At 56.9% G+C, this 26,055-nt stretch carries 22 protein-coding genes and 1 rRNA gene; 14 read left to right on the top strand and 9 right to left on the bottom strand.

The features are described 5' to 3' along the window. Positions 1–113 precede the first annotated feature (113 nt). From ACSAMW_RS15415 to ACSAMW_RS15405, 3 genes are all read right to left on the bottom strand, one after another. Positions 114–1,652: ribosomal RNA gene (locus tag ACSAMW_RS15415) — 16S ribosomal RNA — on the bottom strand. Positions 1,653–2,165: 513 nt separating this feature from the next. Next, positions 2,166–3,386, bottom strand: coding sequence for a CaiB/BaiF CoA transferase family protein (locus ACSAMW_RS15410; protein ID WP_500591024.1), 1,221 nt, complete (start codon positions 3,384–3,386; stop codon positions 2,166–2,168). A gap of 12 nt (positions 3,387–3,398) precedes the next feature. Continuing rightward, a complete protein-coding gene (locus ACSAMW_RS15405; protein ID WP_500591023.1) occupies positions 3,399–4,580 on the bottom strand; it encodes an acyl-CoA dehydrogenase in 1,182 nt (393 codons plus the stop codon). Positions 4,581–4,724: 144 nt separating this feature from the next. Between ACSAMW_RS15405 and ACSAMW_RS15400 the strand changes: the two genes are divergently transcribed. From ACSAMW_RS15400 to ACSAMW_RS15345, 12 genes are all read left to right on the top strand, one after another. Continuing rightward, on the top strand, positions 4,725–5,645 hold the full coding sequence (locus ACSAMW_RS15400; RefSeq protein WP_500591022.1) for a LysR family transcriptional regulator: 921 nt from the start codon (positions 4,725–4,727) through the stop codon (positions 5,643–5,645). Between the two features lie 136 nt (positions 5,646–5,781). Further along, on the top strand, positions 5,782–7,275 hold the full coding sequence (gene scpC, locus ACSAMW_RS15395; protein ID WP_500591021.1) for a succinyl-CoA:acetate CoA-transferase ScpC: 1,494 nt from the start codon (positions 5,782–5,784) through the stop codon (positions 7,273–7,275). A gap of 311 nt (positions 7,276–7,586) precedes the next feature. Beyond that, positions 7,587–7,802, top strand: coding sequence for a DUF1127 domain-containing protein (locus tag ACSAMW_RS15390; RefSeq protein ID WP_168085579.1), 216 nt, complete (start codon positions 7,587–7,589; stop codon positions 7,800–7,802). Between the two features lie 209 nt (positions 7,803–8,011). Further along, positions 8,012–8,338, top strand: coding sequence for a DUF2388 domain-containing protein (locus tag ACSAMW_RS15385; RefSeq protein ID WP_500591020.1), 327 nt, complete (start codon positions 8,012–8,014; stop codon positions 8,336–8,338). A gap of 97 nt (positions 8,339–8,435) precedes the next feature. Further along, positions 8,436–8,729, top strand: a complete 294-nt coding sequence (locus ACSAMW_RS15380; protein WP_500591019.1) for a DUF2388 domain-containing protein — start codon at positions 8,436–8,438, stop codon at positions 8,727–8,729. Positions 8,730–8,762: 33 nt separating this feature from the next. Next, a complete protein-coding gene (locus tag ACSAMW_RS15375) occupies positions 8,763–9,083 on the top strand; it encodes a DUF2388 domain-containing protein (RefSeq protein WP_500591018.1) in 321 nt (106 codons plus the stop codon). After that, positions 9,080–11,041, top strand: coding sequence for a DUF7844 domain-containing protein (locus tag ACSAMW_RS15370; protein WP_500591017.1), 1,962 nt, complete (start codon positions 9,080–9,082; stop codon positions 11,039–11,041). Before ACSAMW_RS15375 ends, ACSAMW_RS15370 begins: the two co-directional genes overlap by 4 nt. An 87-nt stretch (positions 11,042–11,128) precedes the next feature. Beyond that, positions 11,129–12,436, top strand: coding sequence for a CitMHS family transporter (locus ACSAMW_RS15365; RefSeq protein ID WP_500591016.1), 1,308 nt, complete (start codon positions 11,129–11,131; stop codon positions 12,434–12,436). Positions 12,437–12,495: 59 nt separating this feature from the next. Then, positions 12,496–13,230 (top strand): TerC family protein, encoded by a 735-nt coding sequence (locus ACSAMW_RS15360; protein WP_500591015.1) that lies wholly within the window; start codon positions 12,496–12,498, stop codon positions 13,228–13,230. Positions 13,231–13,380: 150 nt separating this feature from the next. Further along, positions 13,381–15,039, top strand: a complete 1,659-nt coding sequence (locus ACSAMW_RS15355) for a Na/Pi cotransporter family protein (protein WP_500591014.1) — start codon at positions 13,381–13,383, stop codon at positions 15,037–15,039. Positions 15,040–15,116: 77 nt separating this feature from the next. Next, on the top strand, positions 15,117–16,517 hold the full coding sequence (locus tag ACSAMW_RS15350) for a M16 family metallopeptidase (protein ID WP_500591013.1): 1,401 nt from the start codon (positions 15,117–15,119) through the stop codon (positions 16,515–16,517). 55 nt (positions 16,518–16,572) lie between these two features. Beyond that, a complete protein-coding gene (locus ACSAMW_RS15345; RefSeq protein WP_500591012.1) occupies positions 16,573–17,628 on the top strand; it encodes a DUF5924 family protein in 1,056 nt (351 codons plus the stop codon). Here ACSAMW_RS15345 and ACSAMW_RS15340 read toward each other — a convergent pair. The 6 genes from ACSAMW_RS15340 to ACSAMW_RS15315 form a co-directional block, all read right to left on the bottom strand. Beyond that, entirely contained in the window at positions 17,610–18,839 is a 1,230-nt protein-coding gene (locus ACSAMW_RS15340; RefSeq protein ID WP_500594053.1) for a nucleoside recognition domain-containing protein, read from the bottom strand. The two genes, ACSAMW_RS15345 and ACSAMW_RS15340, sit on opposite strands and share 19 nt — an antisense overlap. Positions 18,840–18,911: 72 nt before the next feature. Beyond that, positions 18,912–20,240, bottom strand: coding sequence for a glutamate/aspartate:proton symporter GltP (gene gltP / locus ACSAMW_RS15335; protein ID WP_500591011.1), 1,329 nt, complete (start codon positions 20,238–20,240; stop codon positions 18,912–18,914). 547 nt (positions 20,241–20,787) lie between these two features. Beyond that, positions 20,788–21,252 carry an inhibitor of vertebrate lysozyme family protein gene (locus ACSAMW_RS15330; RefSeq protein WP_500591010.1) on the bottom strand — a complete coding sequence of 155 codons (465 nt, stop codon included), beginning with the start codon at positions 21,250–21,252 and terminating at the stop codon, positions 20,788–20,790. A 1-nt stretch (position 21,253) separates the two neighbouring features. Further along, the gene (locus ACSAMW_RS15325) at positions 21,254–21,418 is read right to left on the bottom strand and encodes a DUF1328 domain-containing protein (protein WP_040260491.1); all 165 of its coding nucleotides are present in this window, start codon (positions 21,416–21,418) and stop codon (positions 21,254–21,256) included. 36 nt (positions 21,419–21,454) lie between these two features. Next, entirely contained in the window at positions 21,455–21,739 is a 285-nt protein-coding gene (locus tag ACSAMW_RS15320) for a hypothetical protein (protein ID WP_500591009.1), read from the bottom strand. A 185-nt stretch (positions 21,740–21,924) separates the two neighbouring features. Then, a complete protein-coding gene (locus ACSAMW_RS15315; protein ID WP_500591008.1) occupies positions 21,925–22,761 on the bottom strand; it encodes a BON domain-containing protein in 837 nt (278 codons plus the stop codon). A 161-nt stretch (positions 22,762–22,922) separates the two neighbouring features. On the opposite strand from ACSAMW_RS15315, the gene algB reads away from it, so the two are divergent. Continuing rightward, on the top strand, positions 22,923–24,269 hold the full coding sequence (gene algB, locus ACSAMW_RS15310; RefSeq protein ID WP_168085566.1) for a sigma-54-dependent response regulator transcription factor AlgB: 1,347 nt from the start codon (positions 22,923–22,925) through the stop codon (positions 24,267–24,269). Beyond that, on the top strand, positions 24,266–26,050 hold the full coding sequence (locus ACSAMW_RS15305) for an ATP-binding protein (RefSeq protein WP_500591007.1): 1,785 nt from the start codon (positions 24,266–24,268) through the stop codon (positions 26,048–26,050). The genes algB and ACSAMW_RS15305 overlap by 4 nt, the downstream gene beginning before the upstream one ends. The last annotated feature ends 5 nt before the right edge of the window (positions 26,051–26,055 follow it).

The following is a 26,055-nucleotide window of genomic DNA, read 5'->3' as shown; positions in this document are numbered from 1 at the left end:
GGGGTGCGCTCTAACCAACTGAGCTACAGACCGACGTGAGGCGTTTCACCTAATCGTCTTTACAAGGAATCAAGCAATTCGTGTGGGTGCTTATGGGTGGCTGTGTCGTCGATTAAGGAGGTGATCCAGCCGCAGGTTCCCCTACGGCTACCTTGTTACGACTTCACCCCAGTCATGAATCACACCGTGGTAACCGTCCTCCCGAAGGTTAGACTAGCTACTTCTGGTGCAACCCACTCCCATGGTGTGACGGGCGGTGTGTACAAGGCCCGGGAACGTATTCACCGCGACGTTCTGATTCGCGATTACTAGCGATTCCGACTTCACGCAGTCGAGTTGCAGACTGCGATCCGGACTACGATCGGTTTTGTGAGATTAGCTCCACCTCGCGGCTTGGCAACCCTCTGTACCGACCATTGTAGCACGTGTGTAGCCCAGGCCGTAAGGGCCATGATGACTTGACGTCATCCCCACCTTCCTCCGGTTTGTCACCGGCAGTCTCCTTAGAGTGCCCACCATAACGTGCTGGTAACTAAGGACAAGGGTTGCGCTCGTTACGGGACTTAACCCAACATCTCACGACACGAGCTGACGACAGCCATGCAGCACCTGTCTCAATGTTCCCGAAGGCACCAATCCATCTCTGGAAAGTTCATTGGATGTCAAGGCCTGGTAAGGTTCTTCGCGTTGCTTCGAATTAAACCACATGCTCCACCGCTTGTGCGGGCCCCCGTCAATTCATTTGAGTTTTAACCTTGCGGCCGTACTCCCCAGGCGGTCAACTTAATGCGTTAGCTGCGCCACTAAGATCTCAAGGATCCCAACGGCTAGTTGACATCGTTTACGGCGTGGACTACCAGGGTATCTAATCCTGTTTGCTCCCCACGCTTTCGCACCTCAGCGTCAGTATTGGTCCAGGTGGTCGCCTTCGCCACTGATGTTCCTTCCTATATCTACGCATTTCACCGCTACACAGGAAATTCCACCACCCTCTACCATACTCTAGCTTGCCAGTTTCGGATGCAGTTCCCAGGTTGAGCCCGGGGATTTCACATTCGACTTGACAAACCGCCTACGCGCGCTTTACGCCCAGTAATTCCGATTAACGCTTGCACCCTCTGTATTACCGCGGCTGCTGGCACAGAGTTAGCCGGTGCTTATTCTGTCGGTAACGTCAAGACAACCAGGTATTCGCTAGCTGCCCTTCCTCCCAACTTAAAGTGCTTTACAATCCGAAGACCTTCTTCACACACGCGGCATGGCTGGATCAGGCTTTCGCCCATTGTCCAATATTCCCCACTGCTGCCTCCCGTAGGAGTCTGGACCGTGTCTCAGTTCCAGTGTGACTGATCATCCTCTCAGACCAGTTACGGATCGTCGCCTTGGTAGGCCTTTACCCTACCAACTAGCTAATCCGACCTAGGCTCATCTGATAGCGTGAGGCCCGAGGGTCCCCCACTTTCTCCCGTAGGACGTATGCGGTATTAGCAACCGTTTCCGGTTGTTATCCCCCACTATCAGGCAGATTCCTAGGCATTACTCACCCGTCCGCCGCTCGCCACCAGGAGCAAGCTCCCGTGCTGCCGCTCGACTTGCATGTGTTAGGCCTGCCGCCAGCGTTCAATCTGAGCCATGATCAAACTCTTCAGTTCAATACTGCTTGGGTTTTGAGAAAACCCTAAACTTGGCTCAGCAATCGCAAGACTTCCCGAAGGAAGCCACTCATTCGAATTTCTTCGCTGAGTTACTTGTGATGCTGATAATCATTGTGACAATCAGTCCAACTCACAAGCACCCACACGAATTGCTTGATTCATTTGTTAAAGAGCGGTGGCTGAAGTGTTTCGCTTCAACCGAGGCGCGCATTCTACGCTGCCTGTACATCTTGTCAAGCGTTTATTTTGCGAAGTTTTCAGAATTTCTCGTTCAACTTCAAACACTTGACCGCTTCACCAACCTCTCGAAGCGGGAGGCGAATTCTACAGCGTTACAACTTGCTGTCAACTCCCTTTTTCACCGCATCCGATCCGGAGACCGAAGCGCTTCCAGCACATCTGAAACTGTAAACCCTTGATTCTCAAGAAGTTTGCTGTTCCGTTGTCGCTGGAAGTGGGGCGCATTATAAGGGGATTTGAAAGGGCGTCAACAGGTATTTTCAAATTAGTTCAAATTATCCCTTCGTGCCTTAATAGTTCAATGGCCTCGGGCTCAAGCCCTAGCTGCTCTCTAAGTACGGCATCAGTGTGCTCACCGAGCAAAGGCGGGGCTGACCGGTACTTCACAGGTGTACGCGACAACCTTAATGGGCTCGCTACCTGCTTCAATACACCTGCCAAGGGGTGATTCAGTACCACCTCAAGCTCACGGGCTTTTACTTGAGGGTCTGCAAACACGTCCTCCAGGTTATTGATAGGGCCACAAGGCACGCCGGCTGCCTCCAAGAGCGCAACCCATTGTGCAGTCGTCTTGAACACGGTTGCCTGGCGAATCAAAGGCACCAACGTCATCCGGTTGGCCACACGCGCTGCATTGGTAGCAAAGCGGGGGTCATCTGCCCAATGTTCAAAACCCGCCACCTTGGAAAATTTGCGAAATTGCTGATCATTCCCTACGGTCAGGATGAAATCGCCATCGGCAGTAGGGAAGTCTTGGTAAGGCACTATATTAGGGTGTGCGTTGCCAAGCCGCTTTGGCGCTACCCCGGTAGTCAGGTAATTCATGGCTTGGTTGGCCAGGCACGCGACCTGTACATCCAGCAAGGCCATATCAATATGTTGCCCCTGGCCGCTGGACTCGCGCTCAGCCAGTGCCGCCAGTATCGCTACAGTCGAATACAACCCGGTGAGAATATCGGTCAACGCTACGCCAACTTTTACCGGCCCCTCGCCTTCTTCGCCCTGTGGGCGCCCCGTCAGGCTCATCAAGCCACCCAGCCCTTGCACCATGAAGTCGTAGCCTGCTCGCTTGGCATACGGGCCTGTTTGCCCAAAGCCTGTAATGGAGCAATAGATCAGCCTTGGGTTGATGGCGCTCAGCGAGGCATAGTCCAACCCATAGGCGGCCAGGCCCCCTACCTTGAAGTTCTCGATCACTACGTCGGCCTTGGCAGCCAAGGCCCTTATCAACTGCTGGCCTTGCGGGCGCGTGAAATCGATGGTTACCGAAGCCTTGTTGCGATTGGCTGACAAGTAATACGCCGCCTCGCCCGTGCTTTCGCCATTGCCATCCTTTAGGTAAGGCGGCCCCCATGCGCGGGTGTCATCGCCACAGCCAGGGCGCTCTACTTTCGTCACCTCTGCGCCTAGGTCACCCAGTATCTGTCCAGCCCAGGGGCCGGCCAGTACGCGAGAAAGGTCGAGTACCTTTACAGACGATAACGCCCCCATCTGAGCCGCTCCTTAATAGAAGGCCTGGATACCCGTTTGTGCGCGCCCAAGAATGAGCGCGTGAACGTCGTGCGTGCCTTCGTAGGTATTCACCACTTCCAGGTTTACCAGGTGGCGGGCCACCCCAAATTCGTCGGAGATGCCATTGCCGCCCAGCATGTCCCGCGCCAGGCGAGCAATGTCCAGCGCCTTGCCGCAGGAGTTGCGTTTCATGATAGAGGTGATTTCCACCGCAGCTGTACCGTCGTCCTTCATACGGCCCAGTCGCAGGCAGCCCTGCAGCGCCAAGGTGATCTCGGTCTGCATGTCTGCAAGCTTCTTCTGTACAAGCTGGGTCGCGGCCAGGGGCCGGCCAAACTGCTGACGGTCAAGCGTGTATTGCCGAGCGGTGTGCCAGCAGTACTCGGCAGCCCCTAAGGCCCCCCAAGCAATGCCGTAGCGCGCAGAGTTAAGGCAAGTAAAAGGCCCCTTCAGGCCTCGTACGTCTGGAAACGCGTTTTCCTCAGGAACAAACACGTTGTCCATTACGATTTCGCCGGTGATGGAAGCGCGCAGCCCCACCTTGCCATGAATCGCTGGCGCGCTAAGCCCTTCCCAGCCCTTCTCCAAGATGAAGCCACGAATGTCGCCAGCGTCATCCTTGGCCCACACTACGAACACATCAGCGATAGGGCTATTGGTAATCCACATCTTATTGCCGCTCAGGCGATAGCCGCCTTCGGCTTTCCTGGCGCGAGCAAGCATGGCCCCTGGATCTGACCCGTGGTTGGGCTCGGTGAGGCCGAAACAGCCAATCCATTGGCCGCTAGCCAACTTAGGCAGGTACTTTTCTTTCTGCGCTTGAGTGCCGAACTCATTGATAGGCACCATCACCAGTGAGGACTGCACACTCATCATGGAGCGGTAGCCGGAATCGATGCGCTCTACTTCACGCGCGATCAAGCCATAGCACACATAATTAAGGCCGCTGCCGCCGTACTGCTCGGGAATAGTGGCGCCCAATAGCCCCATATCCCCCATCTCGCGGAAAATCAACGGGTCTGTGCGCTCATGGCGAAAGGCCTCAAGCACCCTCGGCGCCAGGCTAGCATTGGCGAACTGAGCTGCGCTGTCGCGCACCATGCGCTCTTCTTCTGTCAGTTGCTGGTCCAGCAGCAACGGGTCGATCCAGTTAAAGCTTGCACGGGTCGCCATGGCTTTTGCTCCTTCAGATAGTCACATGCCCTAAGCCTAGAAGCTCTATAGGCGCACCTCAAACGAGCTTTAAACAAGAGGTTGTGTTGATTTCTCACTCCGAACGTTGCACAAAGGCCGGTATGCAAGCCAAGGTTATGAGCTATGCGCAGAAAGATCCCCAGTACCGCCGCCCTTATCAGCTTTGAAGCTGCCGCCAGGCATGAAAGCTTTACCAAGGCAGCGGTAGAATTGTCACTGACCCAAGGTGCTGTGTGTCGGCAGATCGCTGCCCTTGAAGCTTTTCTTAATGTGGAATTGTTCAGGCGCTCGCGCCGAGGGGTAAAGCTTACTGAGGCGGGTTTGTCCTATGCCCGCCAAGTGGCTATTCAGCTGGATGCTGTGGAACGCGACACGCTATCCGTGATGGGCCAGCAAGGCGCAGTGGCGCTTGAACTGGCAGTGGTACCCACCTTCGGGACTCGCTGGCTGCTGCCACGACTCAAGGCGTTTCAGCATTTGCACCCTCAAATTACGGTGAACCTTACCAACCGCACTCGGCCATTTCTGTTCGCCGACACGCCTTTCGATGCGGCTATTTATTGTGGCGATGGAGAATGGCCAGGCGCCCATGCCTACCGGTTGATGAGCGAGCAGGTTGTGCCCGTATGCAGCCCCGCCTTGCTGCCGGGCAATGCGCCCGTGGACGCTACCTGCCTGGCCACGCTTCCTTTGTTACAGCAAACCACGCGCCCTTATGCCTGGCGCCACTGGTTCAATGCTGCTGGCCTGCAGGTCGCTCGAGACCTTACTGGCCCCCGCTACGAGCTGTTCTCAATGCTTGCCCAGGCTGCCATTCATCAGATGGGGGTGGCGCTGATCCCACCGTTTCTTATCGAGCAGGAGTTGAGCCGGGGCGAACTGGTCATTGCAGTGCCTCAAGCCTTTTCAGACAACCGCGCTTACCACCTGATGATCCCTGAACGGAAAGTGGAATCGGCCTCACTGAAAGCGTTCAGGGATTGGCTATGGCAAACGGCAAGAAACTACGCCACGTGTGCTACTGAAAACCTGGCTCAAACATAAATTCGTTACGTATGGCGCAATAGTGTTTTACAGCCAGATGAGCGCTCTTAGGCCGCTTTTAAGACCATTGTCGTAGGCGGGAACAGGGATAGGTTGAATAGACTTCTCGCCTGATTATTTCCTGCGAGACCTTAGCATGTATTCCGACCGCATCCGCCTCACTGACCTCCACAACAAGGTCATGCCTGCCTCGCAAGCCGCTGCGTTAATCGAAAACGGCATGACGGTGGGTATGAGCGGCTTTACGCGCGCGGGTGAGGCCAAGGCAGTACCGCAGGCCCTTGCCGATCGCGCACGGGAACAGCCGTTGCAGATAACACTGATGACAGGCGCTAGCCTGGGTAATGACCTGGACAAACAGTTGACCGAAGCCGGCGTGCTAGCGCGACGCATGCCGTTTCAGGTGGACAGTACGCTGCGCAAGGCCATCAATGAGGGGCGCGTCATGTTCATCGATCAGCACTTGTCTGAGACCGTGGAGCAACTGCGCAATCTCCAGATCAAACCGGTAGACATTGCTGTGATCGAAGCCGTGGCTATCACCGAGCAAGGCCATATCGTGCCCACCACCTCTGTTGGCAACTCCGCCAGCTTTGCCATCTTGGCCAGCAAGGTGATAGTTGAAATCAACCTGGCACAGCCCATGTCGCTGGAGGGGCTGCACGATATCTACATTCCTACCTACCGCCCCACACGCACACCTATTCCTGTCGTCGCCTGCGACAGCCGTATTGGCCAAACAGCCATACCCATTGACCCGGCAAAAATCGTAGGCATCGTGATCAGCAATCAGCCTGACTCCAATTCAACGGTGTTGCCACCTGACACCGACACTAAGGCCATTGCTGACCACCTGGTTGCCTTTTTCAATCAGGAAGTAGCCTTGGGGCGCCTTACCCCTAAGCTGATGCCGCTTCAGGCGGGAATCGGCACCATTGCCAACGCGGTGATGCATGGCCTGATCGACTCGCCTTTCCACGACCTCACCATGTATTCCGAAGTGCTTCAGGACTCCACGTTCGACTTGTTCGACGCTGGGAAGCTGAGCTTTGCCTCCGGCAGCTCGATCACGCTGTCAGCCCGTAGGCATGCACAAGTCTTTGGAGACCTGGACCGGTACAAATCCCGGCTGGTACTACGGCCTCAGGAGATCTCCAATCACCCGGAGGTCATTCGTCGCCTTGGCATCATAGGGATCAACACAGCGCTGGAGTTCGACCTGTATGGCAACGTCAACTCTACCCATGTCGCAGGCACACGGATGATGAACGGCATTGGCGGCTCTGGCGATTTTGCCCGCAATGCTCACTTGGCCATCTTCGTGACCAAGTCCGTTGCAAAAGGCGGTGCCATTTCCAGCGTAGTACCCATGGTCAGCCATGTGGACCACACCGAGCACGATGTGGACGTGCTGGTTACCGAGCAGGGCCTGGCGGACCTCCGAGGCCTCGCTCCAAGAGAGCGCGCGCAGGTTGTTATCGATAACTGCGTTCACCCTGACTATCGGCCTGCGCTGCAGGCGTATTTCGATGCAGCTTGCGCCAAAGGTGGCCACACCCCTCATATTCTGCGGGATGCATTAGCTTGGCATATCAACGCTGAAGAAACCGGGCACATGCTGGCTCGCTGACAGAGCGGTTGTATACCTATGCAGTTTGAAACGCTTTGGGTACGCAACAGTAGTTTTTTATAAAACTGTTCTGCTGTACCTGTCCTGACCGCCCAAAATACTGACGCCCAGCCAGTCAAACTCACAGAAATGCATCATTAAGGTGCGGACCGGTACAGTCTGCACCATGATGAGCAGCACAGTGCCGCTAAACAGATAACTGAATGCCTCTCTTAAAAGAGAACTGTATGTATGAATAGGGGACGCTAAGGCGCATCATTTGCCCATATTCAAATCACTCTCTAGCCCGCCACAAGCGGAAGGACAACATCATGGAACGTACCCTCAGTTCCGACCTGCATTTCGATAACACCGCTAGCCGCACCCAAGCTTCCCTGCCGCTGCGCATCCTGGCCAACCTGAGCTTGTGGCAGCGCCGCCTTGCCAGCCGTCATCAGCTGGCTCGCCTGGACAGCCGCTTGCTGGCCGACGCTGGCATTAGCGAATCTCAGCGTTATGAAGAGCTGAGCAAGCCTTTCTGGCGCTAAGTGCCAACCTAAGGCTGCAACAAAGCCCGCTCCGGTCAGCCGCAGCGGGCTTTTTCATGGCTGGCATTCGGTAAATACAGTTTTCATTGAAATAAGGTTTTTGATAACTGTACTTACCAGCACTTCATTGCACTGGAACCTTTTCCTCCGCCAAGCTCTAATAAACGGCTTGCGGGCTGGCGCTTTGCCGGCCGGAACAGGAGAAGAGCATGCGTACAGGTAAACAGTGTCTAAGCATCGTTGGGGCAATGGCGCTTGCGCTCGCCAGCAGCGTGCAGGCTTCCAGCTTTGTGGTCACCACTGATGCTGTTGTACGTGCAGTGGATGCCAGTACTAATGCAACGTCAGACGTGTCCTCCTCACTGCGGGACAACAAGATCGTTCGTCAGGCCCAAGACGATGCTGCAAGTTTCATTGCCAGCAATGGCGAGATTCGTGGCGCACGGCTTGAAAGCGCACTGGCCTGGCTTCGCGTACAACTTCCCCAGTCGCAGGCCAGTGATGCACAGTTGGCCCAGGCCATTTTGGCAGGCTAACCAAGAGGGGCAGAGGCTAAGGTACAAGGGGAGCGTGCTGGCCTCGAATGCGTACATACGCTAGCCTAGCGGCATTGCCCGAGGCTATCCCTTACACATGCGCTATTTGTTGCTACTTGCCCCCTGCCTGCTCTGGGCCCCTGGTGCTTACGCGTTCGACGCCACCACCCAGGGCTTGGTCGTCAGTGGCTACGTCACCAGCAAAGTCACTACCGCGCCTTTTGATCGGAAACTGCTCATTCATGCGCGCGACGATGCGGCGGTGTTCGTGGCCAGTGAAGGCCTTGATCGAGGTGTAAGGCTTGAAGCTGCGCTTGATGCCTTGCGGCATCACATCCCACACCTGACAGCCAGTGACCTTGAACTGGCACAGTCGATCCTCGTCCAATAGTCACTTTTCGATCCTGCATTACCGGAGACATCCATGCGTAACCTGTTGATCGCCGCTACCTTGGGCTTTCTTGCCTTGGCAGATGTAGCGCAAGCTCAAACCCTGGTTCAAACCAGTAATATCATTGTCCGCGCCTTCGGCCGTTCGATCGACTTCACGTCCGACACCACCACCTCTGTGCGTGATGCCAAAGTAGTCCTGCAGGCCAAGGAAGATGCCGCAAGCTATGTTGCCAGCAAAGGTGACATCCGCGGCGCCCAGCTCGAATCAGCCTTCGCTACATTGCGTGCTCACCTGCCACAAGCCCAAGGTGCCAGCGACCAGGCCCTGGCTGAAGCTATTCTGGCCCTGTGAAAACCCTTGCCGCCTGGCTGCTGGCCGGCGGCCTGTTCCTGTCCAGCGTTGCCGCCAACGCTGGGCTCCGGCTGGTCATTGACCAGCCAGGCCTGACCCCTGCCGAGCGAAGTGCCACCCAAACGCTGCTCAACGAAGCCACAGCTGCGCTGCCCCCAGTGTTTATCGCCGAACTGGATCGAGAGGTTCGCGTCAGCTGGACCACTCGCATGCCAGATGCCGCCTACGGCCAAGCGTCGCTGGTCTCCACCCTTGAGCTTAACCAGCGCTTGTTACCTGGCCTGGTCGATGGCAGCGCAGCTACAGCGAAAACAGGGCGACCTCACGGCACTGTACGCGAGGAGTTACTGGCCACGGTGCTGCACGAACTGACTCACCTCTATGACCGGGCACGTCTATGGCCTGCGCCTGAGCGCACCTTACTGAACCGTTGCCGCCAGCAACAGGCCACATTGGGTAAGGTCGGGCTGGCCCAGGCCTGCCAGGGGCAAGCTGAACGCCGGTTTACATTGAGCGACGATCCCCAATTGCTCGACCTGGCCGGATGGCCCCAGGCCGTGGGGCGAAGAGGTGAGCGCGAACAAGACAATCGCCAGGTCGCCCGCAGCCCAGACCTGTACGAAACCAGCAACCCGAAGGAATTCATCGCGGTCAACATGGAGTATTTCCTGTTGGACCCCGCTTATGCCTGCCGCCGCCCCGAACTGTACGGCTACCTGCGCAATCACTTTGGCTGGGCGCCCCCTAACCGAGCTACCTGTCCAACCGTATTGCCCTTTCTTAATGCAGGCAGTGACTTTGGCCGCCAGCCGCTGGGCATGATCGATCCGGAGCGGGTATATGAGGTGGATTACCTGCTGGCAGAAGCCAACCAAAACTGGGTAAGCCGCTGGGGCCACAGCATGCTGCGGCTGGTGATTTGCGCCCCAGGCCGCCCGCGTGGGCCGGACTGCCGTCTAGACCTGGAATACAGTTTGGTGCTGTCGTTCCGTGCTTTCGTCAACGACGTCCAACTCTCCACCTGGGGTGGGTTGAACGGCGCATACCCCTCGCGGCTATTCGTGCTCCCTCTGTCCCAGGTGATCGACGAATACACCAAAACCGAACTGCGCAGCCTGGCCTCCGTCCCCTTGAAGCTGGAGCGGGACGAAATCAACTCGCTGGTTCGGCATGCAGCAGAAATGCACTGGAGCTATGACGGCAATTACTACTTCCTGTCCAACAATTGCGCGGTGGAAACGCTCAAACTGCTACGCGCAGGCACCCGAGATCCGCGCTTGCAGAACATGGACAGCATTGTGCCGAATGGCCTGTTGAGCGTACTGGAATCTCGGGGGCTGGCCGACGGCAGCGTGCTGAACGACAAACGCCAGGCACTGCGGCGTGGCTACCTGTTCGACTCCTTCCGGGATCGCTATCAGGCCATGTTCACAGTGCTCAAGCAGCACCTGCCCATTCCTCAAGCCACCGTCGAGGCCTGGCTGGAACAGCCGGCCACTGAACGGCGTATGTGGTTTGCAAAGGCCGATCTACGTACCAGCGCAGCCTTGTTGCTGCTCGAACAAGCGGGTTACCGACGGCAGCTGCTGCTGGCCCAGGAAGAAGTAAAGCAGCGCTACCTCAGTGGCCGCGAGGTTAATGACAACAGCGTCGGCAATGCCAATGAAACGCTTCAGGCGATTCTGGCTAACAGCGGGTTCCTCAGCCGCCCGGCCGAGCTGTTGGGCAGTGACGGGTATGGTTTGCCACAGGCAAACGAGGTACAGCGCCTTGAACAGGTGTCTGGCGAACGCCAACAGCAGTTGCAGAAGCTGAGCCTGGACCTGGACAAAGAAGTACGCGCACTGCTTACGCCTGAGCGTGCCGCCGACATTGCAGCCAGTGAAGCCAACCTCAAGCAGATCGGCCAGCACCTGCGCGACCTGCACAAAGCCAGCGGCGGGTTTGTTTTGCCCTGAAAGGGAGTTGAAAGCGTCAGCTCTTAGGATCTGCCTTAACCGGCCGCCGTGCCCGGGCTCAATAAGACAGACAACAAGAGATCCACTATGCTGACCTTCCTTGGCTTCGCCATGGTCGTGACGTTCATGTTCCTGATCATGACGAAGCGACTGTCCGCCCTCATTGCTCTAATCATCGTCCCTATCCTGTTCGCGCTCTTTGGTGGCTTCGCCAGCAAGATCGGCCCCATGATGCTCGAAGGCATCAGCAAGCTGGCGCCAACAGGCGTGATGCTGATGTTCGCTATCCTGTATTTCGCCTTGATGATCGACTCTGGGCTCTTCGACCCTGCCGTACGCAAGATCCTCAAGCTGGTCAAAGGCGACCCGCTCAAGGTGAGCGTCGGTACTGCCGTACTGGCACTGGTCGTTTCCCTGGACGGCGATGGCGCAACCACCTACATGATCTGCTGCGCCGCCATGTTGCCGCTGTACAGCCGTCTCGGCATGAGCCCTCGAATCATGGCCGGCCTGATCATTCTCGCCGGGGGCGTTATGAACATGACGCCTTGGGGTGGCCCAACTGCCCGCGCTGCCAGCGCCTTGCATGTAGACCCTTCTGATATCTTCGTGCCGATGATCCCGGCTATGGCCGCCGGTGTAGTCGCCATTCTGGCTATCGCTTGGTGGTATGGCAAACGCGAGCGCGCGCGCCTTGGCGAATTGCACCTGCCCGGCGACGAATTGCCCTCCAGTGACATTACGGTATCCCAATTCCCCGAAGCCCGCCGCCCCAAGCTCATCTGGTTCAACGGCTTGCTTACATTGGTGCTGATGATCGCGCTGATCAACGGCCTGCTGCCGTTGCCTGTACTGTTCATGATCGCCTTCAGTATCGCCATGGTGGTCAACTACCCGTGCCTTCAGGCTCAGAAAGACCGCGTGGCCGCTCACGCTGGCAGTGTATTGGCGGTAGTAGGGCTTATTTTCGCAGCAGGTATCTTTACCGGGATTCTGTCGGGTACCGGGATGGTGGACGCCATGTCCAAAAGCCTGCTGGCTGTGATTCCAGATGCGCTTGGGCCTTACTTGGCTGTGATCACCGCCTTGGTCAGCATGCCGTTTACCTTCTTCATGTCCAACGATGCTTTCTATTACGGCGTTTTGCCGGTGCTCGCCGAAGCGGCTGCGCATTACGGCATTTCCCCTGTTGAAATGGCCCGGGCCTCCATTGTCGGCCAGCCCGTACACCTGCTTAGTCCGCTGGTACCCTCCACTTACCTGCTGGTGGCTTTGGCAGGCATCGAGTTCGGCGACCACCAACGGTTCACCCTGAAGTGGGCGGTGCTGGTATGCCTGTGCATAATGTTGGCCGCGCTGCTGATGGGGATCTTTCCCTTGGTGGGCAGCCTCTAATTGTTCAATCTGTTGTTACCGCGCCTTAGGGCGCGATTGTCTTCTCAAAGGAATCAATAATGGAATGGTTGACCAGCCCGGAAATCTGGGTTGCTTTCTTCACCCTGACGGCACTGGAGATTGTGCTGGGCATCGACAACATCATCATGATCTCGATCCTGGTGAGCCGCATGCCCAAGGAAATGCAGACCCGTACCCGCCTGTTTGGCCTGGCCCTGGCCATGGTCACGCGCATCTTGCTGCTGCTGTCCATCACCTGGGTCATGCGCCTTACGGCAGACCTGTTCACGGTATTCGACCAAGGCATTTCCGGCCGCGACCTGATTCTGTTCTTCGGCGGGCTGTTCCTGCTATGGAAAAGCGCCCAGGAAATCTACCATGGCATGGAAGGTGAAGAAGAAGGCGCAGACGAGCCCTCCGGCAAAGGCGGAAACTTCATTTACACCATCATTCAGATCGCAATCATCGATATTGTGTTCTCACTGGACTCAGTCATCACAGCCGTGGGCATGGTCTCTCATGTACCGGTGATGATTGCCGCGATCGTAGTCGCCGTACTGGTCATGATGCTGGCCTCAGGGACCATCAGCCGCTTCATCGATCAACACCCCTCTTTGAAGATGCTGGCGCTATCCTTCCTGCTGGTGGTCGGGACTGTACTGATCGGTGAAGCATTCGACGTTCACGTGCCCAAGGGCTACGTTTACTTTGCCATGGCGTTCTCACTCGCCGTGGAAGCCATCAATATCAAGATGCGCACCAGCGTGGCGAAAAAACGTAACACACAAGCTTGATTGTCTAATGAGGCCTGGCACGCCGCTGCCAGGCCTGCGGCATATGTTACAATTTTGTTTCAACCCGGCCTGTACGCTGCCGGGCTCTAGTACAGGCCTCTGCGGTTCTGGATGTTCGCCCTTTGGGGCTTAACAGGGAGGCTGCTGCCTATGCTCACCCTGCTGGATCTTCTCTCTGCTGTCGCCTTGCTGGTATGGGGTGCGCATATTGTGCGTACCGGTATCCTGCGGGTATACGGCACAGCCTTGCGCCGCCTGCTCGGGCAAAACATGGCCAACCGGCCGTTGGCCTTTCTGGCCGGCATACTGGTTACCGCCGTTGTACAAAGCAGTAATGCTACGGCCATGCTGACCACGTCATTCGTGGGCCAGGGCCTCATGAGCCTTACCCCTGCCTTGGCGATCATGCTAGGGGCGGACGTGGGTACTGCCGTCATGTCACGGGTGCTCACTTTCGACCTGTCATGGCTATCGCCACTGCTGATCTTCCTCGGGGTGGTTTTTTTCCTGTCGCGCAAGCAAACCCGCCTTGGCCAAATGGGCCGTGTGGGCATAGGCCTAGGCCTGATCGTGCTGGCCTTGCAACTGATTGTCGAAGCCGCAGCGCCCATTACCCAGGCCAAAGGCGTGCAGGTGCTGTTCGCGTCCCTTACAGGCGATATTTTGCTGGATGCACTGGTAGGCGCTCTTTTCGCCATGGTGTCCTATTCCAGCCTGGCAGCTGTGCTGCTAACGGCCACCCTGGCCGAAGCCGGTGTGATCAGCTTGCCTGTGGCCGTAGGCCTGGTGATCGGTGCCAACATTGGCAGCGGGCTGCTGGCGTTCATGTCCACCAACATGCAGAACAACCCTGGCCGTCAGGTAGCCTTGGGTAGCTTGTTGTACAAGTTAATCGGGCTGGTAGTGATCATTCCGGTACTGGGCCCGCTGGTCGGTTGGATGGACACCCTTGGTTTTGACCCGCAGGCCATGGTGATTGGGTTCCACGTGTTCTATAACAGCCTGCGCTGCCTGCTGCTGCTGCCCACTACTGGCCTCATGGGGCGGCTGTGCGCTGCCTTGCTGCCTGAGCGCCCGGACACCGGGGGCCGCGCCACACCTCGGCACCTGGACCCTACGGCTATCAGCACCCCTAGCCTCGGCCTGGCTAACGCCGTGCGGGAAACCCTGCGCATGGGCGACATCATCGAGAGCCTGATGGGCGCCATGCTCAACGTACTCAGAGGTACACAGACTGCCGTGACGGCGGAGGTGCGTAACCTGGGCGATGATGCCGAAGCCTTGTCCAACGCCATCAAGCTGTACTTGGCACAAATGCCACGAGATGACCTCAGCGACCAGGACCGGCACCGCTGGGCAGAGATCATTGAGCTATCGGTCAACCTCAACCTGGCCAGTGATCTGATAGAGCGTATGTTACGCAAGGTGCAACAGCAGAAAACCTCCCAGCGCCGGTCATTTTCCGACATGGGCTTGAACGAACTCACCACCCTTCATGCTCAATTACTGAGCAACCTGCGCCTGGGTCTTAATGTATTTCTCAGCCGGGACGAACAAAGCGCTCGTCAATTGCTGCAGGAGAAACGTCGCTTCAGGGCACAGGAACGCAAACTTACCCATGCCCATGTCAGCCGCCTGCAGCACAAGGTTGTGCAAAGCATCGAAACCAGTTCATTGCATCTGGAGCTGATTGCCGACATGAAGCGCCTCAACTCCCTGTTCTGCGGCAGCGCTTATGCCGTATTGGGTACAGGGGATACCGGGGCTCTGCTGGCGGACGATGAAGGGTCTACTGTTCTACCTTCCTGAACATCACCGCTTCGTTGCAGTCTGTTACAAGGGCCGGGAGGCGCCCGGCCCTTTCGGTTATCGCAAGGAAGCCCGTAATGCGTTGCATGTTGTTCGCCTGCCTGCTGCTGATTGCCCTGCCCAGCCTGGCGCTGGACCGGCTGCAAGTGGAAGGGTACCTGTTGCCGAACGGTCTGCAGGTGTTGCTCAAGCCAGGCACAGACCGCGCTCACGTGGCCATACGGTTAGTAGTAGGCGTGGGCCTTAGCGACTTCAGCTGTGCTCAGCAAGAGTTACCCCATGTGCTTGAGCACTTGTTGTTCAGTGGCCTGGACGATTCCGGCGAAGGTGGCCTTGAAGAGCGTATGCAGTCGCTAGGTGGCGAGTGGAATGCGTTCACCAGCGAAACAGATACTACGTTTGTGATTGAGGCGCCCGCACGTAACCAGCGTAAGGTGCTCGATCTATTATTCCAGGCCGTTACGCAGACGGAACTGACTGAAGCACGGCTTGAGGCTGCCCGTAAGATCGTGGAGCGTGAAGACGGGGGCCATTATTCCCACCTGCAACGCTGGCTGGACCACCAAGACTTGGGTAAAGACGCCAGCAACCAGTTGGCCATCGAAATGGGCCTGCGCTGTGCCGACCGCGCTTCCGCGGCAGGCATTACACTGGAACAGATAAAGCAGGTGCGGCAGCAGTGGTATGCCCCTAACAACATGACGTTGATTGTGGTGGGCGAACTGGACAAGCTCCTTCCGGCCTACCTACAACGTACCTACGGTGAGCTGGCTGCCATCCTGCCCAGCGATCACCCGGCGCCTCCGGTGACGCGTCGAGCAGCTGAGCGCGAACGCACCTTGATGCAGGGCTGGGTGGGCGACGCTGCCAAACTCCATTGGTATTTCGTGCAGCCGACGGCCGAAGACCTGCCTCCGGGGGTATGGGACCTGTTGCAGGCCTATCTGGACTGGGCGATGTACAAAAAACTGCGGCTTGAAGAGGGACTGTCCTACAGCCCTGGCAGCCAAGTGGAAGCGTTCGGTGATACCGGCCTTATAAGCCTGAACGCTGACCTGGACCGAAGCGATATCAAGAAGGCCCAGGCTGCTCTCAAGAACCTTACACAGCAATTACATACCCATGGCCTGGACCGTGTCATGTTCGAGCGGCTCAAGGCTGCCGCAGTGGCTCGCCTAGCCTGGGCGGTTCAAGGGGACAGCGGTTTGGCCGACTACTATTGGGGGGCACTGAGCGACTATGAAGAGGGTCGTTTTGCCGACCCTGCCCGTGCGCTCAAGGAGGTCACGCTGGCGCAGGCCAACGAAGCGGTCCAACAGCTGTTTGCCGACTCCGGCTATGTACGCATTGAAAAGCCTCTCATAGGCTACGACGACTTGGCCCTGTCAATCACTGTTGTTGCAATCCTGGGTGCCTTGCTCATCCTGTCAGCCTGCATCGTGCTGGTACGCTACCGGCAGCGGTCGGCCAGCCGATGAATGGCGTAACGCTCAAACCACTATTTTTGGGGCGTGCCCCTAGCGTGTGCTCCTTATGAAGTCATTACCGCCCGTTGTGCTCAAAGTCATTGACCTGATCAAACGCTACCCAGGCATTGTCGCGGCCTTTGGCTTCTGTTCCGGCCTGGGCAGCTTTGTATTAGTAGACCGTCAGGCCACCCTGGCTAGCCCTATCGCTATCCTGCTGCTGGTCAGTTGGGTATGGCTGATGCTGGAGAACAGTTTCAACCGCTTGTTCAGCCGGTTCTTCAAGCGTGAAATACCGCAGCCTTTGCTGCGCTATGCCACCCAGATGATCCATCAGGAAAGCCTGTTTTTCGTACTGCCCTTCTTCTTTGTGACCACCACCTGGAACAGTGGGCAACTGGTGTTCACCGGGCTGTTGGCCATCGCCGGGCTCGTCTCGATCATTGACCCTTTGTACTACCATTGGGTAGCGCCAAGGCGATGGCTGTTCCTGGCCCTGCACACCTTTACACTGTTTGCCGCCATGCTGACGGCGATGCCGATCATTCTGCACCTGACCACGGCAGAAACGTTCAAGATTGCCTTGGCAGTGGCCATGGTGCTGTCTTTCCCTAGCCTGGCCAGCAGCTTTCCTTTCAACCATTGGCGCCGTGCACTGGGGCTGATCGTTATGACATTGTCTATCGGGGGGGCCGGTTGGGTGCTGCGCACCTGGGTGCCGCCTGCCACGCTGTGGATGACCGAGGACGTGATCACGCTGAGCCTAGACAACCAGACGCGAACGCCCGGCGATGCCCTGAATACACTTACCTCTAGCCAGGCTCGAAGCGGTATATACGCCTACACCGCTATCAATGCGCCACGTGGCCTCGATGAACGGATTTTCCACGTATGGGAACTGAACGGCGACGAAGTAGACCGTATTGCATTGGATATTCATGGCGGCCGCAAGGAAGGCTACCGTGCCTGGACCCGTAAGCAGAACTTCCCAGGCGACCCCGCAGGCAACTGGAAAGTACGGGTGGAAACCGAAGACGGCCAGATCATTGGTGCCCTGCGCTTTACAGTCACGCCAGACGGGGCAACCCAAGTGAATGCGCAGGCTCAGGCAAAGAACCAGTAACACACCAGGATTGCGCTGATAACCCCCGCCAGCTCTGCCAGCAGGGCACAGCCTACAGCGTGGCGGGCACGCTGAATGCCGACCGCGCCGAAGTATACGGCCAGCACATAAAAGGTTGTTTCGGTACTGCCTTGAATGGTGGCCGCTACCAGGGCAGGAAAACTGTCCACACCTTTGCTTTGCATGGTCTCAATCAACATGGCACGGGCTGCGCTACCCGAGAACGGCTTCACCAGCGCCGTAGGCAGGGCATCTACAAACCGCGTGTCCATGCCTAACCATTGCACGGCATGCCGGATACCTTCCAATAGCAGGTCCAATGCGCCAGACGCCCGAAGTACACCTACGGCGCACAGCATGGCCACCAGGTAGGGCAACAGGCTTTTGGCAACGTCAAACCCCTCCTTCGCCCCCTCTACAAAAGTTTCGTACACCGGTATCCGGCGTAAAGCGCCTACTAGCAAAAACCCAAGAATCAGGCCGAATAACGTGAGGTTACCCAGCAGCGACGACAAGCTGGCCACGGCAGTAACTGATAAGCCCGCCAGAAAAGCCATGAAACCGCCCAACAGCAGCGCACCCGGTAGCAGGTAAGCCAGTACTACCGGGTCCCAGAGCCGCAGCCGCTGCATGAACGCGACAGACAGCAGGCCTACGAGTGTAGACGCGCTAGTCGCTAGCAGAATGGGCAGGAACACCATGGTAGGGTCTGGTGCGCCTTGCTGGGCGCGGTACATGAAAATGGTGACGGGCAATAGGGTAAGAGACGAAGCGTTGAGCACCAGGAAAAGGACCTGCGCATTGCTGGCACTTTCCGGCCGTGGGTTCAGCTCCTGCAGGGCCCGCATGGCCTTCAGCCCGATAGGGGTGGCGGCGTTATCCAACCCTAGTGCATTGGCGGCGAAATTCATGGTGATCAGGCCCAGGGCCGGGTGGCCGCGCGGTACCTCGGGCATAAGCCGTGCAAACAATGGCCCCAACACCTTTGCAAACCAGTCCACGATTCCGGCTTTCTCGGCAATCTTGAGAAAGCCCAGCCAGAGCGTAAGGGTGCCGAACAACAACACCATTACGTCCACCGACAATTTGGCCATGTTGAAAATAGCTTCCACCATGGCCGCAAAAACGGCGCTGTTGCCTGCTACCAACCACTGAGCCAGCGCAGCAACGGCTGCTACCACGAAAAAGCCAAGCCACAGGCCGTTCAGCATCATGCACCCCCGAATTTCAATGCCGGCATCATAATCGGCCCGGCACTTGGGGGTACATGCTTTTGAGGTCGGTCACCGCGAGGTGGAGACCTCGGCAGTGGCCTCACGGCTGCGCAAGCGAGGCAAGTTGTTCAGGTAGCGAGCGCCTTTGGCATCGTCATACATGCCTTCCCAACGCGCAATTACCAGCACAGCCAGGGCATTGCCGATCACATTCAGGGCAGTACGCGCCATGTCCATGATGCGGTCTACACCTGCGATAAACGCAAGGCCCTCCAACGGAATACCCACACTGCCTAGCGTAGCCAGCAATACCACGAAGGACACACCCGGTACGCCTGCAATACCCTTGGACGTCACCATCAGTGTGAGTACCAGAAGGATCTGCTGCCCAATAGGCATGTCGATCCCGTACAACTGCGCGATGAACAAGGCTGCGATGCTCTGGTAGAGCGTTGAGCCATCCAAATTGAAGGAGTACCCCGTGGGTACCACAAAACTGCTGATAGCCTTTGGCGCACCATAGGCTTCCATCTTCTCGATGATGCGGGGCAATACGGTTTCCGAGCTGGCAGTGGAGTACGCCAGGATCAGCTCATCCTTGAAGATACGGATCAGCTTGAATACCGAGAACCCGAACAGCTTGGCGATCAGCCCTAGCACGCCTAACGCAAAGAACAGAATCGCGGCATACACCAGCACCACTAGCTTGGCCAAAGGAATCAGCGAAGCGAAGCCAAAGTTGGCGACGGTGATGGCAATCAAAGCAAACACGCCGATAGGCGCGTAGTTCATGATCATGTGAGTGACCTTGAACATGGTTTCCGAAATGCTTTGGAACGTACGTACCAATGGCTCGCGCGCTTCGCCTGGAAGGCTGGACAAGCCCAAACCAAACAGTACAGAGAAGAAGATGATCGGCAGCATTTCTCCCCGTACCACGGCAGCAAAGATGTTGGAGGGGATGAGGTTGAGGATCGTAGCGATCAGCGCATGATCGTGTTGCACTTCAGCAGTCGTTTTCTGATATTGCGAGATGTCCACAGTACCTAGCGTACTCATGTCGATCCCTGTGCCTGGATGAACCAGGTTGGCGAGCACCAGGCCTACCAGAATCGCGATCGTGGTTACGACTTCGAAGTAGATGATGGTTTTGAGACCAATGCGCCCAAGTTTTTTGGCATCCCCTACGCCTGCGATGCCAACGACCAATGACGAGATCACGATAGGAATCACGATCATCTTGATCAGGCGAATGAAGATGTCTCCAGCCGGTTGAAGCACATTGCTGATCCACCAGGCCTTTTCACTCCCGAAATGGTTAAGCACAGCGCCTAGGGCAATGCCCATCACCAGGCCAATAAGAATTTGCCACGCAAGGCTGAGTTTTGGCTTTGTCATTATGCACCCTTGGTCAGGTTCATCGAGGCCATGCCCTGAAGCATGCCGATGTGATTGCGTCACATAGGCAATAGGCCTGTGACAGCAGGAGAGGGACTATCGAGAAGTCGCTAAGAGGCGTCTAATGCCGGAAATGAGTGCCCCATGCCAGATCAGCATGCGTAATCTATTGATTTGAATGACAAAAGCAAGGCTTGGAATATGCGTTCGGAAGGCCGAACGCCGAAGCGTTCCCTTTTATTAGGGTTGGGGGATATTACCTTCTGTCGTATTCGGTTTTCCGAACACATAGGTAACGGAGTGAAGGCACCGATTGCTCGATAGTCGGGCAACAAAAAAGCCCCGCAGCAGGTAGCGATGCCTTTTAAAGACGTTATCGCTCATGCAACGAGGCTCTTTACCTAACCCGGCCCGAATAGGAGGTACTCCCTGTACCCCTAGGTCACTCCAGCGCTACTACGGCTAGAACATCCCGGCCCCCTGGTCATGCATCAGCCTTTTGGGCTGTACAGGTACACAACACTTCAACAAACGCCGATACGAGCAATCAGTACCACTTAGGGTCGCTTTTGAGTTGCTCCCTCAGCAGGCCTTGCATGCCTTCGTCCGGGTCGCCCAGCCAGCGGTAATCCGCATGGCGGGAAGGCGTCTTGTCATCCGGTACTGCTGTCGGCACGGTTACCCACAGCACGTACGCTTTAGACTTATCCCAGCTAAAAGCCACAATGACGCGGTTGTGCAGGCAATCATCTGCTGTTTCGCACACCTGCCCAACAAGGTATTTGTCGCCGTCTTCCGTAACGGCAGTCATTGGAGAGGAGGCTCCAGAGAGGTTGATAACCCACTCGGGAAGGCGTTCCTGCTTCCTTATAGCGTCCTGCCAGGCTTCACGGTACTGCTTGTTCGTTGCAATCAGGTTACCCGCCCGCTCTTGCCCGTCATTGTCGGCAAGCGCCGGCACAGTTGTTGCCATCGCGACGGCAAACATCATTACCCTGATTGCTTTGTTCATGTTACGGCCGACCACGACGGCCGAAGAAGAACGACACCACGAACAGCACGAGGAAGATAACGAACAGTATTTTAGCGATCCCTGCAGCCGTACCAGCGATACCACCGAAGCCCAGTACTGCGGCGATGATTGCAATGATCAGGAAAGTAATGGCCCAACTCAGCATATTGATACTCCTTTATGTTGTGATTTCGTTGGTTGTTCAAAACACCCAGCGGGTTTCGGTTGGTCGCTGGAACTGGTCGTTTTGTTCAACCGTTTGCAAGCGGTTGGCTTGGGAAGCCGGCGCACTGACAGCGTGGAAGGCTGGCGTGTGCATCGAGTGCAAGGTATGGATCAACGGCTCGGCCGGCTGGTTCCATGCGTGATACTGCTGAGCACCAATTAGGGTAAGCATCAGGGCAAGCGAGGCAAACAGGCCTTGACGAAGGGTGTGCATGGAGACAACGGGCGCTGAGCTGCCACCTTGATTCGCTGACTGTTTCATATGCACCCCCTCCAAGTTCCTGCATCGCTTGATGCGTTTGAAGAAGATATTGCAGGCTGCATGCCAGCTTTGAGTTTGTAGGAAAAGTCTTATTTTTCGGGGGTTTACTTAACCTTGCGCCCCCTATAGGGAGCGCAACCTGCACGATGCCCTGTCAGTGACCGGGCGTTTTGCATGATCATTATTCACCCCTCTACCGAAGCGGCTGTAGAAGCTACCCGTAGCAAGTCGGCATCCACCCCTCTGACACCTCGGATCTGTCGCGTAATCGCTACTGCATGTGCCTTATGTGCCTGGCTATCTGCCTCACCGCTAAGGCTTACTACACCGTCTGCTACCTTGACCACTAGACGCAGGGCGTCCAGCCCGCGGTCATATTTGAAGCTGCTGGCTACCTTGCTAGCGATCCATGCGTCAGTCACTCTTTCGTCTGGCGATCGGGCCTGCACTTCCGCTTCGGTGGTCCTTGCATCCGATGCACGCAAGCCAATCAGGTTATTCACTACGATGACACCCTTCGTATTGGTCGCCAGTACCCCCGCCCACTCCTTGGCTTGCGCAGTGGCTGCCTGGCCTCTCAGTGTTACAACGCCTCCCTCCACACGTACGTCTAGCGGTGAGCCCATCGTAGGCGTGCTCCAGCTGAACCGTGCCCGCAGAGTAGTGGCCAACGTAAGGTCCTCCAGCGCAATCAGCTGTGCCGGTTTGGCCAAAGGCTGCTCTTCCAGCGCCGCATCCACCACCAGCCGGTTTTCAACCGCTGTTACGTCGGTTACTGCCGTTGTTATCTGAGCGGCGAGCTGCTTATCGTCCTCACTGGCAACCTTGCCACTCACGATGGCCTTGGCATCGGTCACTTTCACCTTGATGTTATCTGAGGCAAGCCGCTCGTTGAATGACAATGCCATATTGGCAGCACCCTCCTTGCGGGCATCAACAACGGGGTCTGCCTGTGCAATGCCGGCGCTGCACAACATCAAGGCAGCGAGGGTTTTGGTGAGGTTCAGGCGGGAATGTGTCATTTCAGCTCCGTACTGCCCTGCTCAGTGCCTGCCTGACAATGGCATTAGCCAGCCGCAAGGCAGTGCTACCTGCAGGGGTGAAAATCGTTCAGAATTGACCTTGCAACTTGCCCGATAATTCTCGGACTAAGAGAAGATCTTTTTTAAAGGAGCGTAGGAAAATGGAATCTGGGGCGGATCATCAAGGCCGTATCCTGCTGGTTGATGATGAAGCAGCCATTCTTCGCACCTTCCGCTACTGTTTAGAAGACGAGGGCTACAGCGTCGCCACTGCCAGCAGTGCTAACCAGGCAGAAGCACTGTTGCAGCGCCAGGTGTTCGACCTGTGCTTCTTGGACCTTCGGCTGGGCGAGGACAACGGCCTGGATGTACTGGCGCAGATGCGCACCCTTGCCCCTTGGATGCGTGTAGTCATCGTCACTGCGCATTCGGCTGTAGACACCGCTGTGGACGCTATTCAGGCTGGCGCAGCAGACTACCTGGTAAAACCTTGCAGCCCGGACCAGCTCCGACTGGCCACAGCCAAGCAGCTAGAGGTGCGGCAGTTGTCGCAGCGCCTTGAGGCGCTGGAAGGTCAGATCCGCAAGCCCAAAGACGGTCTGGATTCTCATAGCCCTGCCATGATGGTGGTGCTGGAAACAGCACGGCAAGTGGCCAATACCGATGCCAACATTCTCATCCTAGGTGAGTCGGGTACGGGGAAAGGGGAGCTGGCCAGGGCTATTCACGGCTGGAGCAAGCGAGCAAAAAAAGCCTCTGTCACGATCAACTGCCCGTCATTGTCCTCGGACCTGATGGAAAGTGAACTGTTCGGCCATAGCAGAGGGGCATTTACCGGCGCGAGCGAAAGTACGCTTGGCCGAGTGAACCAAGCGGACGGCGGCACGCTGTTCCTTGACGAAATCGGTGACTTCCCTTTGGCTTTGCAGCCAAAATTGCTGAGGTTCATCCAAGACAAGGAATACGAACGCGTAGGTGACGCCGTAACCCGCCGTGCAGATGTACGGATTCTAGCGGCAACCAACCTTAACCTTGAAGATATGGTCAAGGAAGGGCGATTCCGTGAGGACCTCCTTTACCGCCTGAACGTTATTACGCTTCACCTTCCGCCTCTGCGTGAACGCAGTGAAGACATCCTCACCCTTGCCGACCGGTTCCTCGCACGCTTTGTAAAAGATTATGCGCGCCCGGCCCGTACCTTTACCGAAGAAGCGCGTTCGGCGCTGCTCAACTACCGCTGGCCTGGCAACATTCGTGAATTACGCAACGTGATCGAGCGGGCAAGCATTATCTGCCCTCAAGAGCGCGTGGAAGTCATTCACCTCGGAATGGCCGAACAACCTGCTACCAACGCTCCGCGTGTGGGTGCTGCACTGAGCCTGGACGAGCTGGAGAAAGCGCATATCGGCGCCATTCTGGCAAACAGTGACACCTTGGACCAAGCGGCACGGACATTGGGTATCGATGCCTCTACCCTTTACCGTAAACGCAAGCAATACAACCTGTGATGCCTGGGATGACACTGCGTACCCGGCTGTTCCTCAGCATTTCTGCCCTTATCACGATGGCACTGCTGGGGTTGGTGCTGGGGCTGGTGAGTGTGACGCAAATGGCGTCTAGCCAGCAAAGCGCCTTGCATGGCAGCTTCCATGACCTGGAAAGCGGGTTACGCATGCGGCAGGCGCTAGGTGACCAGTTGATCGTGGTATGGGCCCAAACGCCCGACATGCCTGCGTTCGAACGTGCTCGCGTAGATTTCGAAACGGCTATGGCCAAAGCTCAAGCCGGCAATACACCTGAGCAACAATTGCGCTTTGAACTGATTGAGGAGCATTACCAAGCTTTCAGGCAGCGTTTCGCGCAAGTGATACAAGCGGGCACCGACCCACGCTCAGATCGTATGCTTAGCGAAACCTTTAACCGGGTACGCAACGACCTGCTTGAGGCGCACAGGGCGGCGTTGAACCGCGTTACGGCCAATGAGCAAGCCGCTCACGATCAAGCTGTCTGGGTATCCGCGCTCCTGGGCCTGATAGGCATCGGTGTGCTGTGTGTAGGGTTTGTGACCGCGCACCGGATCGCTCGACGCTTTGGCGAGCCGATTCAAGCGCTGGTCAGCGCAGCGGACGACATCAGCCGCGGTCACTATGACGTCGCCCTGCCGGTGTCCAGGGCGCCCGAAATGAACCGCCTCAGTGAGCGCTTTGCCACCATGGCCGAGGCATTGCGTATCCATCAAGCGACCAACGTCAATGAGCTGATTGCTGGCCAGCAACGCATGCAGGCAGTGTTGGACAGCATTGATGACGGCTTGCTGATGATTGACCGGCAGGGCTTGCTTGAGCATTTGAACCCGGTTGCCCAACGCCAGCTGGGTTGGGATAACGACCGCAAAGGGCGGAGCCTGGGCGAAGCGCTCGACCGCCCAGACCTCGATGCTCAACTTCAAACCGTATTACGCGGCGGAACACTAGAACGCGCCCCTGATGACCTGAGCCTTGAGGTCGATGGCGAGACTCGATTGCTGGCCTATAGCCTTACCCCCGTGAGCCATGTTCAGGGCGATATTCTAGGTGCGGTGATGGTGCTTCATGATGTAACGGAACAGCGGGCCTTTGAACGGGTGCGTAGTGAGTTCGTGTTGCGAGCCTCCCATGAACTGCGCACCCCGGTTACGGGTATGCACATGGCATTTGGCTTGCTGCAGGAACGGGTACGGTTCGAAGCGCATACTCGGGAAGCCGACCTGCTCAAAACCGTCAACGAAGAAATGCAGCGCCTGATGCAGTTGATCAATGACCTGCTGAATTTCTCGCGCTACCAAAGTGGGTTGCAGAAGCTGACATTAGGGCCATGCGACATTGAGGACCTGCTGCTCCGCGCCCGGGGGCGGTTCAGCGAAGCGGCGCTGGCCCAAGGCACCGAGCTCACCCTTGAATACTCCGAAGGCTTGCCTCGCCTCCATGCCGACCTTGCACAATTGGACCGTGTGCTAGACAACCTGATCGACAATGCCTTGCGTCATACGCCTACCAATGGGCATATCCGCTTGCAGGCCCGCCGCCATGCAGAGCGGGTGATTATCAGTGTCGAAGACAACGGAGAGGGTATTGCCTACGGCCAGCAAGGGCGCATTTTCGAGCCTTTCGTACAGGTAGGTCGCAAGAAAGGCGGTGCAGGCCTAGGCCTGGCACTGTGCAAGGAAATCGTGCAATTGCACGGCGGCCGGATGGGCGTGTATTCACGCCCTGGCCAAGGCACACAGTTTTATATGGCGCTGCCTGTGTAACCTCC

The sequence above is a fragment of the Pseudomonas sp. AB39(2026) genome, assembly GCF_059831485.1.
The sequence above is the reverse complement of the archived record's forward strand: the minus strand, read 5'-3'. Positions and strand labels throughout refer to the sequence as shown.